Origin of the sequence: Aliivibrio sifiae (assembly GCF_002954715.1) — a bacterium.
Classification (GTDB): domain Bacteria; phylum Pseudomonadota; class Gammaproteobacteria; order Enterobacterales; family Vibrionaceae; genus Aliivibrio; species Aliivibrio sifiae.
This window is the reverse complement of sequence record NZ_MSCP01000001.1, coordinates 1,965,086-1,980,052: the sequence shown is the minus strand read 5'-3', so window position 1 is coordinate 1,980,052 and position 14,967 is coordinate 1,965,086. Positions and strand designations below refer to the sequence as shown.

The 14,967-nt window shown below is 39.3% G+C and carries 13 protein-coding genes; 6 read left to right on the top strand and 7 right to left on the bottom strand.

The genetic code is table 11. The annotated features are described in order from the left end of the window. The first annotated feature begins 10 nt into the window (after positions 1 to 10). The 3 genes from guaB to BTO23_RS08805 all read left to right on the top strand — a co-directional run bounded on the left by guaB (position 11) and on the right by BTO23_RS08805 (position 5,065). Positions 11 to 1,474: an IMP dehydrogenase gene (gene guaB / locus BTO23_RS08815; RefSeq protein ID WP_060993641.1), complete on the top strand. Its 1,464-nt coding sequence runs from the start codon at positions 11 to 13 to the stop codon at positions 1,472 to 1,474. Positions 1,475 to 1,674: 200 nt separating this feature from the next. Next, complete coding sequence (guaA, locus tag BTO23_RS08810; protein ID WP_060993640.1) at positions 1,675 to 3,228, top strand: glutamine-hydrolyzing GMP synthase; 1,554 nt, start codon at positions 1,675 to 1,677, stop codon at positions 3,226 to 3,228. A gap of 277 nt (positions 3,229 to 3,505) precedes the next feature. Further along, positions 3,506 to 5,065: an AbgT family transporter gene (locus tag BTO23_RS08805; protein WP_060993639.1), complete on the top strand. Its 1,560-nt coding sequence runs from the start codon at positions 3,506 to 3,508 to the stop codon at positions 5,063 to 5,065. A gap of 93 nt (positions 5,066 to 5,158) precedes the next feature. On the opposite strand, the gene BTO23_RS08800 is transcribed toward BTO23_RS08805, so the two are convergent. The 3 genes from BTO23_RS08800 to BTO23_RS08790 are packed head-to-tail and all read right to left on the bottom strand — an operon-like array spanning position 5,159 to position 7,540. Beyond that, positions 5,159 to 5,797: a helix-turn-helix transcriptional regulator gene (locus BTO23_RS08800; protein ID WP_060993638.1), complete on the bottom strand. Its 639-nt coding sequence runs from the start codon at positions 5,795 to 5,797 to the stop codon at positions 5,159 to 5,161. 58 nt (positions 5,798 to 5,855) lie between these two features. Then, on the bottom strand, positions 5,856 to 7,133 hold the full coding sequence (locus tag BTO23_RS08795) for an L-cysteine desulfidase family protein (RefSeq protein ID WP_060993637.1): 1,278 nt from the start codon (positions 7,131 to 7,133) through the stop codon (positions 5,856 to 5,858). Between the two features lie 17 nt (positions 7,134 to 7,150). Next, the gene (locus BTO23_RS08790; RefSeq protein ID WP_105063378.1) at positions 7,151 to 7,540 is read right to left on the bottom strand and encodes a Rid family detoxifying hydrolase; all 390 of its coding nucleotides are present in this window, start codon (positions 7,538 to 7,540) and stop codon (positions 7,151 to 7,153) included. 291 nt (positions 7,541 to 7,831) lie between these two features. On the opposite strand from BTO23_RS08790, the gene BTO23_RS08785 reads away from it, so the two are divergent. Beyond that, complete coding sequence (locus tag BTO23_RS08785) at positions 7,832 to 9,136, top strand: SLC5/6 family protein (protein WP_060993635.1); 1,305 nt, start codon at positions 7,832 to 7,834, stop codon at positions 9,134 to 9,136. Between the two features lie 74 nt (positions 9,137 to 9,210). Here BTO23_RS08785 and fghA read toward each other — a convergent pair whose 3' ends face one another. Both fghA and BTO23_RS08775 read right to left on the bottom strand, forming a co-directional pair. After that, positions 9,211 to 10,053 (bottom strand): S-formylglutathione hydrolase, encoded by an 843-nt coding sequence (gene fghA / locus BTO23_RS08780; RefSeq protein WP_060993634.1) that lies wholly within the window; start codon positions 10,051 to 10,053, stop codon positions 9,211 to 9,213. Between the two features lie 218 nt (positions 10,054 to 10,271). Continuing rightward, positions 10,272 to 11,420, bottom strand: a complete 1,149-nt coding sequence (locus BTO23_RS08775; RefSeq protein ID WP_105063377.1) for an S-(hydroxymethyl)glutathione dehydrogenase/class III alcohol dehydrogenase — start codon at positions 11,418 to 11,420, stop codon at positions 10,272 to 10,274. A gap of 190 nt (positions 11,421 to 11,610) precedes the next feature. On the opposite strand from BTO23_RS08775, the gene BTO23_RS08770 reads away from it, so the two are divergent. After that, complete coding sequence (locus BTO23_RS08770) at positions 11,611 to 12,483, top strand: LysR substrate-binding domain-containing protein (RefSeq protein ID WP_060993629.1); 873 nt, start codon at positions 11,611 to 11,613, stop codon at positions 12,481 to 12,483. After that, positions 12,484 to 12,993 carry a tRNA adenosine(34) deaminase TadA gene (gene tadA, locus BTO23_RS08765; RefSeq protein ID WP_060993628.1) on the top strand — a complete coding sequence of 170 codons (510 nt, stop codon included), beginning with the start codon at positions 12,484 to 12,486 and terminating at the stop codon, positions 12,991 to 12,993. A gap of 84 nt (positions 12,994 to 13,077) precedes the next feature. On the opposite strand, the gene BTO23_RS21320 is transcribed toward tadA, so the two are convergent. Then, positions 13,078 to 13,236 carry a hypothetical protein gene (locus BTO23_RS21320; protein WP_155643332.1) on the bottom strand — a complete coding sequence of 53 codons (159 nt, stop codon included), beginning with the start codon at positions 13,234 to 13,236 and terminating at the stop codon, positions 13,078 to 13,080. A gap of 140 nt (positions 13,237 to 13,376) precedes the next feature. After that, on the bottom strand, positions 13,377 to 14,861 hold the full coding sequence (gene mltF / locus BTO23_RS08760; protein WP_060993627.1) for a membrane-bound lytic murein transglycosylase MltF: 1,485 nt from the start codon (positions 14,859 to 14,861) through the stop codon (positions 13,377 to 13,379). Positions 14,862 to 14,967: the final 106 nt, after the last annotated feature.

The following is a 14,967-nucleotide window of genomic DNA, read 5'->3' as shown; positions in this document are numbered from 1 at the left end:
GATATTGCAAATGCTACGAATCGCAAAAGAAGCTTTAACCTTCGATGACGTTTTACTCGTCCCAGCACACTCCACAGTTCTTCCTAACACCGCTGATCTTCGCACTCAGTTAACGAAGACGATCTCTCTAAATATCCCAATGATTTCAGCATCAATGGATACAGTGACAGAAGCGCGCCTTGCTATCGCATTAGCGCAAGAGGGTGGCATCGGTTTTATCCACAAAAACATGTCTATTGAACAGCAAGCTGAACAAGTTCGCTTAGTAAAAATCTTTGAGGCAGGCGTTGTATCTGCTCCAGTAACCGTTCGTCCTGACGCAACTATCCAAGATGTGAAAGAATTGACTGAAAAACACGGTTTTGCTGGCTTCCCTGTAGTAACTGAAACTAACGAACTTGTTGGTATCATTACTGGTCGTGATGTTCGCTTCGTAACAGACTTATCTAAGAAAGTTGACGTTGTAATGACGCCGAAAGCACGCTTAGCTTCTGTAGAAGAAGGAGCAACTCGCGAAGAAGTTCAAGAGAAAATGCATGAAGCCCGTGTTGAGAAAGTGTTGGTTGTGAATGATGAGTTCCAACTAACCGGTATGATCACAGCAAAAGATTTCCATAAAGCAGAACGTAAACCAAATGCATGTAAAGACGAACGTGGTCGTCTACGTGTAGGTGCTGCTGTTGGTGCAGGCGCTGGTAATGAAGAACGTGTTGCTGCACTTGTTGAAGCGGGCGTTGATGTTTTACTTATCGATTCATCTCACGGTCATTCAGAAGGCGTTTTACAACGTATTCGTGAAACTCGTGCTTCTTTCCCAGACCTACAAATTATCGGCGGCAACGTAGCAACAGGTGCTGGTGCTAAAGCATTAATTGATGCTGGTGTAAGTGCTGTTAAGGTTGGTATCGGCCCAGGTTCAATTTGTACAACTCGTATCGTTACGGGTGTGGGTGTTCCTCAAATTACAGCTATTTCAGATGCAGCAGAAGTTGCAACAGCTCATGGTATTCCAGTTATCGCTGATGGCGGTATTCGTTACTCTGGCGATATTTGTAAAGCAATTGCAGCAGGCGCATCGTGTGTGATGGTTGGTTCAATGTTTGCTGGTACAGAAGAAGCTCCAGGTGAAGTAATCCTTTATCAAGGCCGTTCATACAAATCTTACCGTGGTATGGGGTCTCTTGGGGCAATGTCTCAAGGTTCTTCTGATCGTTACTTCCAATCAGATAATGCAGCAGATAAGCTTGTTCCTGAAGGTATTGAAGGTCGTATCGCTTATAAAGGACGCCTAAAAGAAATCGTTCATCAACAAATGGGTGGCTTGCGTTCAAGCATGGGCCTAACAGGTTCAGCTACGATTGAAGATATGCGAACTAAAGCAGAATTTGTACGAATTTCAGGTGCGGGTATGAAAGAATCACACGTGCATGATGTTCAGATCACGAAAGAAGCACCAAACTATCGCCTAGGCTAATTTTTCTTAATTTTCTTTGCAGAATCTTCCGATTTCGTTGTCAAAGGTACTCATTTACACTTGTAAACTCCGTGCCTTTTCCTAGAACTCGAATGATTCTGCTGTGAAATATAAAGAAAAAACTTTGTACCAAATTCAATTTTAAGCGTGTGGTTTTATAGTGAAGCCACACTAAATAAATGACTTTTTGAGAAAGACTAATGACGACTAATATCCACGATCAACGCATTCTTATTTTAGATTTTGGTTCTCAATACACGCAGCTTGTTGCGCGTCGTATCCGTGAGATTGGTGTTTACTGTGAGCTTTGGAGTTGGGATGTAGAAGAATCGGACATCCGTGATTTTAATCCAGATGGCATCATCTTATCTGGTGGTCCAGAAAGTGTTACTGAAGCAAATTCACCACGAGCACCTCAATATGTTTTTGATTCTGGTGTTCCTGTATTTGGCGTATGTTACGGCATGCAAACAATGGCAGAGCAACTTGGTGGTAAAGTAGCAACATCTACTGAGCGTGAATTTGGTTATGCTGCAGTTCAAGTTACTGGCGAATCGGCGTTGTTTAAAGATCTTGAAGCAACTCAAGATGTTTGGATGAGCCACGGTGATAAAGTGGTAGAAATTCCATCTGATTTTGTAAAAATTGCAGAGACAGAAACCTGTCCTTACGCTGCTATGGCAAATGAAGAGAAGAAATATTACGGTGTTCAATTCCACCCAGAAGTAACTCATACTAAAAACGGTCTAAAAATGCTTGAGAACTTTGTTCTTAATGTATGTGGTTGTGAAGGTCTGTGGACGTCAGCATCAATCATCGAAGATGCCGTTGCTCGTATTAAAGAGCAAGTAGGTGATGATGAAGTGATTCTTGGTTTATCTGGTGGTGTTGATTCATCAGTTGTTGCTATGCTTGCACACCGTGCAATTGGTGACAAACTAACGTGTGTATTTGTCGATAATGGTTTACTTCGCTTAAATGAAGCAGACCAAGTAATGGAAATGTTTGGCGATAAGTTTGGTCTTAAGATCATTCATGTTGAAGCTGAAAAACGTTTCTTAGAAGCTCTTGAAGGTGAATCAGATCCTGAAGCTAAACGTAAAATCATCGGTCATGTATTTGTAGATATCTTTGATGAAGAATCAAAGAAACTATCAAATGCAAAATGGTTAGCTCAAGGTACTATCTACCCTGATGTTATCGAATCAGCTGCATCTAAAACTGGTAAAGCACACGTTATTAAATCTCACCACAATGTTGGTGGTCTTCCTGATGACATGGAGATGGGTCTTGTTGAGCCATTACGTGAACTGTTTAAAGATGAAGTTCGTAAGATTGGTTTAGAATTAGGTCTTCCATACAACATGCTTTATCGCCACCCGTTCCCTGGACCAGGTCTAGGTGTACGTGTTCTTGGTGAGATTAAGAAAGAGTACTGTGATCTACTTCGTCGTGCAGATGCTATTTTCATTGAAGAATTACACAATGCTGATCTTTACAACAAAGTATCTCAAGCATTTACTGTATTCTTACCAGTACGTTCTGTTGGCGTAATGGGCGATGGTCGTAAATATGATTGGGTTGTTTCTTTACGTGCAGTAGAAACGATTGATTTCATGACGGCGCATTGGGCACATTTACCATACGACTTCTTAGGTAAAGTATCTAATCGTATTATTAATGAAGTAAGTGGCATTTCTCGTGTTGTTTACGATATTTCTGGTAAGCCACCAGCGACGATTGAATGGGAGTAATTTTCACTTAGTGAGTTAGTTTGTATTAGATAAATAGAAAGCGCCGAAAGGCGCTTTTTTTGTTTCTATTGTAATGTAAATATTAATATTGTTAGTCGTATGTTTCATTGAAACATTGGTTTACAAATTAAACATTTGCATAGCGCTGAAAATGCAATGTATTAAGCTTTTCTTGGCAATATCTGGTTTACACTGATTTAGCAAGGGAATAGATAAAGAATAAAAAAAATCAAATCTCTTTATCTTTAAATACAACATTAAATAAATGGAGTTACGAATGAGTAACCAAGTAGTAGAGAAAGCATCTAAGCCTAGCGGCATGGATCGTTTTCTAAATACAATCGAACGAGTAGGTAACAAGATCCCAGATCCTGCACTACTGTTTTTCTGGGGCCTATTAATTGTTTGGGGTCTTTCAGCGCTATTATCACAAGTACAATTTGACTTGATTCATCCTGTTACTCAAGATGCAGTTCAAGTGAAAAACCTTTTAACGGGTGATTCTTTAGCAAACTTTTTAGCAACTATGGTAACTAATTTTACCAGTTTTGCTCCACTAGGCATCGTATTAGTTGCAATGCTAGGTGTTGGTGTTGCGGATTCTTCAGGTTTCATTCAAACTGGCCTTAAGAAAATGCTGAACTTCACTCCAGCTAAATTACTAACGCCAATGCTTATTCTTGTTGCTATCGTGTCACACACAGCAGCAGATGCCGGTTATGTATTAGTTATCCCATTAGGTGGTATCATTTTCCACGCGGCGGGTCGTCATCCGTTAGCGGGTATTGCAGCAGCATTTGCCGGTGTATCTGGTGGTTTCTCTGCTAACTTTATCCCATCAGGCATTGATCCATTACTTGCTGGCTTCACGCAAACAGCAGCACAAGTATTAGATACGTCTTATATCGTTAATCCACTAGCAAATATCTATTTTACTGGTCTTTCATCAGTACTTATTGTTGTTATTGGTTGGTATGTAACAGAGAAAATCATTGAACCGCGTTTAGCGAAAACACCAGTAGATAAAGATGCAGAAACGGCACCTGATCTAGGTTCATTTACTGAGATTGAGTCAAAAGCATTTAAATTTGCTGGTTGGGCAATGGTTGCGGGTATCGCATTACTTATCGCGCTTATTTACCCTGAAGATTCAGCTCTGCGTTCACCTGACGGTGAAATTACCTCGTTCTCTGCGCCTTTGATGAAGTCTATCGTTCCACTTATCTTCATTTTATTTATTATACCAGGTATCGTTTTTGGACGAGTTTCTGGTACGTTTAAAAGCAGTAATGATGTAATCAAAGCAATGTCAGAGACGATGGGTACAATGGGTGCATACATGGTTATGTCATTCTTCTGTGCACAGTTCTTAGTTGCGTTCAGCCAATCGAATATCGGTACAATCTTAGCGATGTACGGTGCTGATGTGCTTAAAGCTATGGAGCTTCCTGGCCAGCTAACCATTATTGGTATGATTTTGCTGACGGCATTTGTAAACCTACTAATTGGTTCTGCATCTGCTAAATGGGCATTAATTGGTCCTGTATTAGTTCCAATGCTTATGGGTGTAGGTATTTCTCCTGAGCTATCTCAAGCTGCATACCGTGTAGGTGATTCAGTATCTAATATCATCTCTCCTCTAATGGTATTCTTCCCGCTGGTTGTGGTTTATTGCCAACGTTATGTTAAGTCTACTGGTATCGGTACTTTAGCCTCTCTAATGATGCCATTCTCTATCGCAATGCTAATTGGTTGGACTATTTTCTTACTAGCGTATTGGGCTCTAGGTATTCCTTTGGGTATCCAAGCGCCATATACATACCAATTACCTGGTTAATATAAGCACTTCGTTTTATTAAATAGCTTATAAAATAAAAGCCCTGAGAATGATAAGTTCTCAGGGCTTTTTTGTATTAAGTTATTTTCTTTTTTATAACTTAAATTTTCTTAAATAACGATAAACTGAGTCTTTAGATACATTGAGAATATTGGCGGTGATCTGAGTCGCATCCTTTATATTAAATGCGCCTTGATGATGTAAACGTTCAACAATGGTTCTTACTCTTCGAGAAACAGCAATGCTTTCATCTTCTAACACTTCGCTTTGTATTCTAGCTATCGAGTCTGTCAGCATTTCAATACTGTCTTTTGCAAAAGTTTCTGGTGATGCTGCTAACTGGTTAGCTTGTGGGAATAGGTCCATAAAGAAGCTATTCATTGGTACATCAAGATTAGAGTTAATGCAAAGTAAAGCGATAGGCACTCCTGCCTCGTTTCGAATCATTGAAGTTACAGAGCGCATTAACTCACCTTTATCTGTTCGTGTGAAATAAGGAGTTGATACATCTGAACCTGCTTTTAGCTTTTCTAACGCTAAGTTGGTTATTGGAGCACCAATTCCACGGCCAGTAACATGCCCATTTGCGATTTTAATAATAGATGGGTTATCGGAATCTAAAGAGTGCAATACGACTTCGACATGTTTCCCAAACATAGCAGCAATACCATCAACGATACTAAAGGTTGATTGAAGAATTAGCTTATCGGCTGTAGATAGTTTATGTAGCATACGTACTCTATATGTTAGTGGAAAAGTGATGTCACTAGCGAATAGTGACATCTTTTCATTATGACGCCATTATTTCAATGATTTCATGGTCAATATTCGGCATGCCTGTTGTTATCATTCTTCCGATGTTTTTAATCGTTTTCTCTACATCTTCGGCAATAACACCTTGTTTTGTTACGCAGTGATCATTTAAAGCAAGTAAAGAAGACTTCATTGCAGATTGAGCACTACTTCCTACTTTCATTGCACAAGTCGATTTAGCCCCATCGCAGATCATACCGCTGGTATCACTGATGGTATTTTGTATTGCTGAACAAGATTGCTCGAACGTCCCACCCGCTAAATATACCATTGCCATTGCCGCCGCCGCAGAGGTTACTGCATTTCCACAAAAAGCAGATAGTGGTGGATAATGAGATTTTATATAAATGGCACCAAGGTGACTCATGATGAATGCTCTTGCTAATGTTTCTTCATCGGCGTTATAAAAGTCAGCCATTTTAACCACGGGAATCGTTGCTGCAATTCCTTGGTTACCACTGCCATAATTAGACATCGCAGGTAAAGTTGCTCCACCCATTCGAGCATCAGATGCAGCTGAAGTATAAATTAAAATGTCGCTGTCTAAGCTTTTTGAAAGTAAACCCGTTTCTATATTTTTTTGGTAAGTTCGGCCCACTTCTAAGCCATATGGATTATTTAATCCTTCCTGAGCTAGGGCTATATTGAGTTCTTTAGCTTCTAGAATAAATTTAATATCGTCAAATTCAGCTTTAGTAGCAAAGTCATAAATGGATGAAATAGTGATATCTACGCCATCACAAATAGAAGCTGTAGAGGCTTTTGGTAATGAAGAATCAAGGGAAAAAATGACATTACCATCAAGTCGTTTTTCAACGATTAATGTATGACCTCCACTGATAGTGACTTCTGCGTGATGTTGCGAGCTTTTAAGGACAACGCGGCAATAAATGAACTCTTCTGTAGTTTCTCGTTTTACTTGAATTCGACCAGCGTCAATAAGCTGTTGAGCTTCACTTACTTGAGATTCTGTCAATTTTGCAAGAACTTCTAATCCTGCGTCAGGGTTTCCACCTGTAGCCCCAGTTGCTGCGGCAATAGCAAGTCCAACTCTACCTGTTCTTGGAACAAAAACACCCATACTATTTTTATACAAATTATCAGAGACGAAAACATCAATAGTCTCTGGTTTTTCTCCTAGCATTTGCGTTGCCACACTTGTTGCATAGGCAGCACAAATAGGTTCAGTACAGCCAAGGGCTGGCTTCACGACATTTTTTAAAATAGTGATGTATTGCTTCCAGGTAGAGTTCATTTTTTTCACCTTTTTAGTTATACCGTTGTTTTCTTGTGAGCAATAGCTTCGACTTCAACTAATACGCCAAGTGGAAGATCTTTTACCGCAAAGCAAGATCGTGCAGGGCAGTCGGTATGGAAAACAGTTTTATATACTTCGTTAAATGTAGAAAAATCAGTGATATTTGCAAGGTAACATGTCGTTTTTAGTACCGTATTTACATCGCCGTCAGCAGCTTCGATAACAGATATTAGGTTTTTAAGAGACATTTCAGATTGAGCAGTGATACCACCTTCAACAACTGAGCCTGTTGAACCATCAACCGGTAATTGACCAGATGTAAAAATAAGGCCACCAAAAGCGGTACCATGAGAGTAAGGGCCAATCGCTTCAGGCGCTGATTTTGCTACAATGATTTGTTTCATATAGGCATCCTTTATTTTGCAACTATTGTTGATTTTATTTTAAGTTTGTATTTTATGCAAAAAAAATTGCATTTATTTGATTGAGTTGAATTTATGCTCATTTATAAGCTAATGCAAGTACTTTGTTGCTCTGTATTGTTTATTTTACGAACTGAGATCTTGTTATCATTTCAAATAAAATTGCATTGTTATTTTTAAATTAGAGAGTAAATTCTTCAAAAGTTGCAATGTGTGGCGTTTAGGCGCTTTAAAATTATAAAAATAATGTTCCCTACAAAGATGGAGTTTTATATGAACACAGCTACATTGGCGAATTCTGGTCATGGTAAAAGTGATATGACTGATTCTGAATGGAAAAAAGCCACTAAATTCGATAGTGTTGATATTGGGTGGATTGTTATCAGCATTGGTATGGCTATAGGGGCAGGGATCGTATTTTTACCTGTTCAAGTCGGTATCATGGGGATCTGGGTTTTTCTTCTTTCTTCAATTATTGGTTACCCAGCCATGTATTTGTTTCAAAAACTTTTCATCAATACTCTTGCCGAAGCAAAAACATGCACAGATTACCCAGGCGTGATTACTGGTTACTTAGGTAAAAACTGGGGCGTAGCTTTAGGGGCTCTTTATTTCATCATGCTTGTTATTTGGGTATTGGTATATTCACTTGCTGTAACCAATGACAGCTCTTCATATTTACATTCATTTGGCGTTACTGAAGGGCATTTAAATGATAATGTTTTTTATGGCTTAGGCTTAATTTGTATTCTTGCTTTTATTGGGTCTAAAGGTGAGAAGTTACTATTTAAACTGTCTGGATTTATGGCGGTGACGGTGCTTTCATTAGTTGCTGTTATGGGGTTATTATTAGTTTCTCGTTGGGATTTTGCTAATGTACCTGCTATTGGTTCTTTTGGCCCAATGCTAAAAGATGCAATTATCACGCTTCCATTTACATTAACCTCAATTCTTTTTATTCAATCTCTTAGCCCTATGGTTATTTCATATCGTTCACGTGAAAAATCAATTGAAGTCGCACGCTATAAATCACTAAGAGCAATGAACATTGCTTTTTCTATCCTATTTGTGGTTGTTTTCTTCTTTGCTGTGTCATTTACCTTTGCGATAAGCCAAGAGCAAGCTGCAGAAGCGATGAATAAAAATATTTCAGCATTAGCGATCATTGCCCATTACTTCCCTGGTAGTTGGGCGACTATTACTGGCATCGTGATTAATATTTTTGCTGTAGTAACCTCATTTTTTGGTGTGTTTATGGCATTCCAAGAGGCGTGTCGTGGTTTAGCAATGAATGTGTTATTAAGACGTATGGATGAGTCGGCAATTAATAAAGAGTTAGTTAATAAACTAATTACGGTATTTATTGTTTTACTGGCTTGGTCTGCAGTTGCATTAAATGCACCTATCTTATCTTTCACATCAATTTGTAGCCCTGTATTTGGTTTGGTTGGGTGTTTAATCCCTGCTTACCTTGTTCATAAGGTGCCAACACTTCATAAGTATAAGGGTTTATCAACTAACCTAATTATTGTAACGGGTATACTTCTTTGTATCTCTCCAGTGTTAGCGTTCATCTAATAATATTGAATTAGTCGACATAAAAAAGCCCAGAGAAGGAGAACCTTTTCTGGGCTTTTGTTCTTTGTATACTTTTATTTATTTAAATGAATGGCATGAAACTCTAAATGCTCATCAATAAATGTTGAAATAAAGAAGTAGCTATGGTCATAACCCGGTTGCATCCTTACTTCCAAATTAGCGCCAGATTGTTCTGCTGAAGAAAGAAGATATTCAGGTTTTAATTGTTCCTCTAAGAAGCCATCAGCTTCACCTTGGTCAACTAAAATTGGTAACTTAGAGCCTTTTTTCAGAAGCTCAGAGCTATCGTATTCTTTCCAAGTCTCTTTATTATCACCAAGATATAGGCCTAATGCTTTTTGACCCCAAGGACAATTGATTGGGCTAGAAATAGGGCTAAATGCAGAGATTGACTGATATGCATCTTGATTTTTTAATCCAATAGTAATTGCACCGTGACCACCCATACTATGACCAGAAATTGATTTTTTATCTGATACAGGGAAGTGTTCTTCAATAAGAGATGGCAGCTCTTTTGTTACGTAGTCATACATATGGTAATGACGATTCCATGGTGCTTGAGTTGCGTTTAAATAGAACCCTGCACCTAGACCAAAATCGTAAGCAGCTTCTGCATCATCAGCAACGTCTTCGCCGCGAGGGCTCGTATCCATGGCAACAATGGCAATGCCTAATTCAGCCGCTTTTTTGAATGCGCCTGCTTTTTGCATAAAATTTTCATCAGTACAAGTTAAGCCTGATAGCCAGTATAAAACAGGAACTGGATTACTTTCAGAAGCGTTCGCTGGTAGGAAGATAGCAAAGCGCATATCGCAATTTAGTGTAGATGATGTATGTATATATTGTTTGTGCCAACCACCGGCAACTTTTGCTTGGCTGATATTTTCGATTGTCATGATGAGCCCTTTTATATTTTGATTCATATCAGCAAGATCACTGTATTGAATAGAAATCTACTGGTTGATTTTGAAGTGCTTTAAAATAAAGAATGAAACACTCAGTAAGCTTATCTATAAATTACGCCACCCACGCAGATAAACCCGCAGTCTTGATATAAAGCACTTAGAGATCAAAAGTAGAATAGGGGCTAGAGTATCTAACCCCTTATTTTTACTTATTTATCCATATGTAGAACAGTACGGATAGATTTACCTTCGTGCATTAGATCGAACGCTGCATTTACATCTGCAAGACCCATAGTGTGAGTGATGAAGTCATCAAGAGCGAACTCACCTTGCATGTAACGGTCAACGATGCCTGGAAGTTCAGTACGACCTTTAACGCCACCGAATGCAGAGCCACGCCATACACGACCAGTCACAAGTTGGAACGGACGAGTTGAGATCTCTTGGCCAGCACCAGCAACACCAATGATAATTGATTCACCCCAACCTTTGTGACAACACTCAAGTGCCGCACGCATCACGTTCACGTTACCGATACACTCAAAAGAGTAATCCACGCCTCCATCAGTCATTTCAACAATCACTTCTTGAATTGGCTTGTCGAAATTTGTTGGGTTGATGCAATCAGTCGCACCTAATTTTTTAGCAAGTTCGTATTTGCTTTCGTTCAAGTCAACACCGATGATGCGGCTTGCCCCTGCCATTTTCGCGCCGATGATAGCTGAAAGACCAATACCGCCAAGACCGAATACAGCAACTGTATCGCCTTTTTCAACTTTAGCCGTGTTAAGAACCGCGCCCATACCCGTAGTTACACCACAACCTAGAAGACAAACTTCTTCAAGTGGTGCTTCTTTAGATACTTTCGCTAATGAAATCTCAGGAAGAACTGTGAATTCAGAGAACGTAGAGCAACCCATGTAATGGAAAATAGTTTCACCATTAATAGAGAAGCGGCTAGTGCCATCGGGCATAAGGCCTTGACCTTGAGTTTCACGAACCGCTTGGCAAAGGTTGGTTTTACCAGATTTACAGAACTTACATTCACCACATTCGGCAGTGTAAAGAGGAATAACGTGGTCGCCAACTTCAACACTTGTCACGCCTTCGCCGATCATCTCAACAATACCGCCACCTTCATGGCCTAAGATAGATGGGAAGATACCTTCTGGATCATCACCAGATAGAGTAAATAAGTCAGTGTGACAAACACCAGTTGCAACGATACGAACTAACACTTCGCCCGCTTTAGGAAGTTGAACGTCCACTTCTTCCATTTTAAGAGGTTCGCCAGCAGCCCAAGCTACCATTGCTTTAGATTTGATGTGAGTTTGACCAGTTTTAATATCAAGAGCCATTGGGTTTTCCTTATTGGGATAATTTAATTGACGACATTAATTAGCAGTTTCATTTTAAGCGTAGTGCTATTTTTTGTTTGTGCTCGTCGTCTTGTTGGTTGCCATTATAAGTATTTCTCATCAATTGATAATACGGTAGAATGGTAAATAATTTTTACGAATATGTAATAATACTAATGGGGAATTGCCAGTGATTGATTGGGAAGGAGTAACTGAATTTGTTGCCGTTGCTGAAGCGCAAAGCTTTACAGGAGCAGCCAGAGCTCTTGATACATCAGTGGCTCAAATTAGTCGTAAAGTCGCGGCGTTAGAAGATCGCCTTTCAATAAAGTTATTGATCAGAACAACGCGTAAGGTATCGGTAACTGAAGCAGGGCAAACCTATTATCAGCATTGTCGCCATTTAGTTGAAGGGTTAAAGCAAGCAGATAGAGCGATCACTGAGCTTAATGCAACACCTCAGGGCCGTTTAAAGATCACGTCATCAGTAACTTATGGTGAGCAGCTTATTGCGCCACTGCTTAGTGATTTTATGCTGATGTATCCACAACTTGAGCTTGAACTCGTTTTATCAAATCAAACTCTGGATCTTGTTGAGCAAGATTTCGATTTAGCGATTCGATTAGGTCGTCTGACTGACTCAACAATGATGGCAAAGCGCTTATCTAGCAGGCAAGTTCGAGTATGTGCATCACCCAGTTATATTGAAAAACACGGTGAACCTCATACCTTATCTGAGCTTTCTCAGCATAATTGCCTAATTGGTAGCTTGCCTATTTGGCGTTTCATCGAAAATAAAAAAGAAAAAAGCGTAAGAGTGAAAGGATCTGTTCACTGTAATAGCGGTGCTGCTTTAACGAATGCGGCATTAAAAGGGTTAGGCATCGTTCAACTGCCTGATTTTTACGTTCAAGAATCAATGGATAAAGGTGAGCTTGTTGAAATCTTAGTCCCGTATCGTGAGCCAAAAGAGGGGATCTGGGCGGTGTATCCAAATAATCGTCATCTTTCAACCAAGGTTCGTTTACTTGTTGAATTCCTAGCACAAGAGTTAGCTGAATAAATGATAAACCAAGATTCAAATATCTATATGAAACGAGCTATGGAGTTGGCAGCCACTGCTGAAAGTGAAGGAGAGGTTCCTGTTGGTGCGGTCATCGTTTTAAATGATGAGATTATTGGCGAAGGGTGGAATCGATCTATTGGCGCTCATGATGCAACTGCTCATGCTGAGATGATGGCAATTAAGCAAGCAGGACAGAAGGTAGAAAACTACCGACTTATTGATGCCACTTTATACGTTACTCTAGAACCTTGCCCTATGTGTGCAGGGGCTATTGTTCATAGCAGAATTAAAAAAGTTATTTTTGGTGCTTCTGACATGAAGACAGGAGCGTCAGGGAGTGTAATTAATTTATTTACCTCGGCCACCGCATTTCATTTTGTGGAGTGTGAATCAGGATTAATGGAAGAGGCGTGCAGAGAGCAGCTACAAGCTTTTTTTAAGCGCAGACGTAAAGAGAAAAAAGAAGAGCGGAAACTGCAGCGAGCAGAAGAATTTAAGAATGAATAGATAATCTATCTTAGATGAAAAAGGCAAATTGAACGTCAATTTGCCTTTTTTAATACGTGTTAATAAAAGTTTGGGGAAGGGATATTAACGACAAGAGAATGCTTCGCCTTCATCAAACAGTGATAATGAATAAAGACGTTGGCGATGAAGTACTTTTTTATGATTATTTAATAGCTTACGTCGGCGTTGAGTACTTCCTTTTAAAGACGTTTGTGTTTTAAGTTTTCTTCTATTAGAGAGCATAAACTCCCCCTTGTGATTTAATAAATAAAAAATAAGGCTAAGATATTTAGCCTTATTTCGAATAATACGATGAGCGAATTCATTTAGAATATGAGCTCATTGTTACGATTATATGAACTTACTTAATTGTAGTTTTCGTACTATTGGCTTGAAACTGCATTACTAGTGGTAGAAGCAGCAGATGATAAAGGAACATCAATCACCGTTAAACCATCTACCGTAATCTCTTCTTGGATCAACTTATTTGCTTGTTCTTGTTCATAGCCAATAATACTTTGGTAATAACGACGAATGTTCTCTACATAATTTTGAGCTTCATCGCCACGAGCAAAACCATAACGAAGATATTTGTAATAACGTTTTTGGCGTAATAACGGTAAATTATCTTTCACGTCAGTCCATGAATCAGGATCTCCACCTAGGCGTTGTGTTAAACGACGAGCGTCCATCATGTGACCAAAGCCAATATTGTAAGAGGCCAGTGCAAACCAAATTTTTTCATGTTCGGTGATTGAGTCAGGCACTCGTTTAACTATTCGACGTAAATACTCAGCACCACCACGGATGCTTTGTTCTGGACTAAGGCGATTTTTTACACCAACAGATTGAGCGGTTGGTAGTGTTAGCATCATCATTCCACGCACACCAGTCGGTGATTTAGCCAATGGGTTCCAATGAGATTCCTGATAAGAGAGTGCCGCTAAGAAGCGCCAATCGAAATCTCCTGCGTACTTTTTAAATAGAGGTTCCCACTTAGGCAATTTGCTTTCTAATGCACGAATAAAAGCACGAGTATCAACGTAATCAAAAGATTCAACATGACCAAAGTATTTCTCTTCTAAAAGAGCTAATTGGCCACTTTCTTTTAGCTCACCAAAAAACTCAATTAATAACGCTTGTAAGCTATCATCTTCTGTTTTTTGTAAGAACCAAGCGACAGGTTGATCTTCGGTTAATTCAAAGGCAACTGCCAAATCAGGATGAATACGTTGAGTTAATGACAATTCAACCGAATCAGCTAGTGTGTAATGTATTTCGCCGTTGGCTACTTTTTTTAATAATTCGCTAACGTCGGTATCTGGTTCTGTTTTCCAATCCAGATCCGAGTGTTTCTCTTTTAGCTTTATTAATGTTCCTTCAAAACTAGAATCTTTTACTATCGTTAAATTTTCATCAAGTTCAGTTAGATTTTGAATGTTCCGAGGACGCCAATTCCCTTTTTTATAGACAACTTGCTGGCTGACATAATAGTACACAGGTCCGGGGTTAAACTGCATTAAGCGTTCAGGTGTAATGGTCATATTAGCAGCTACAATATCGACTTCATTACGGTTAAGAGCCGGAAATAAGCCTGAATAAGTGTATGCCGGAGTGATTTCTAGCTTAACTTCTAGTTTTTCAGCAAAAGCTTTAGCTAGATCGTAATCTAATCCTGTTGGTCCATCTGAACCTATGTAATAAGAGAGTTGGTTGTTTAGCGTGCTGACTCGTAAAATACCGCGTTCTCTTACTTGCTCTAATTTGTTCTTTGGCTCTGATTCTACTTGGCAGCCAGTTAAGGTAAGAACAAAAGTAAAAACAACCAAACAAGATGGTAAAAAGCGATAATATCGGATGCGGCTCAAGTCAGAATGCTCTTTTAAATAAGTAAGGCGTAGTTATATCAAATGGGAGAATAAGAGGCAAAAGCACGGTAACAAATTAGAACAATTATTAGAGATTGAGACAGAA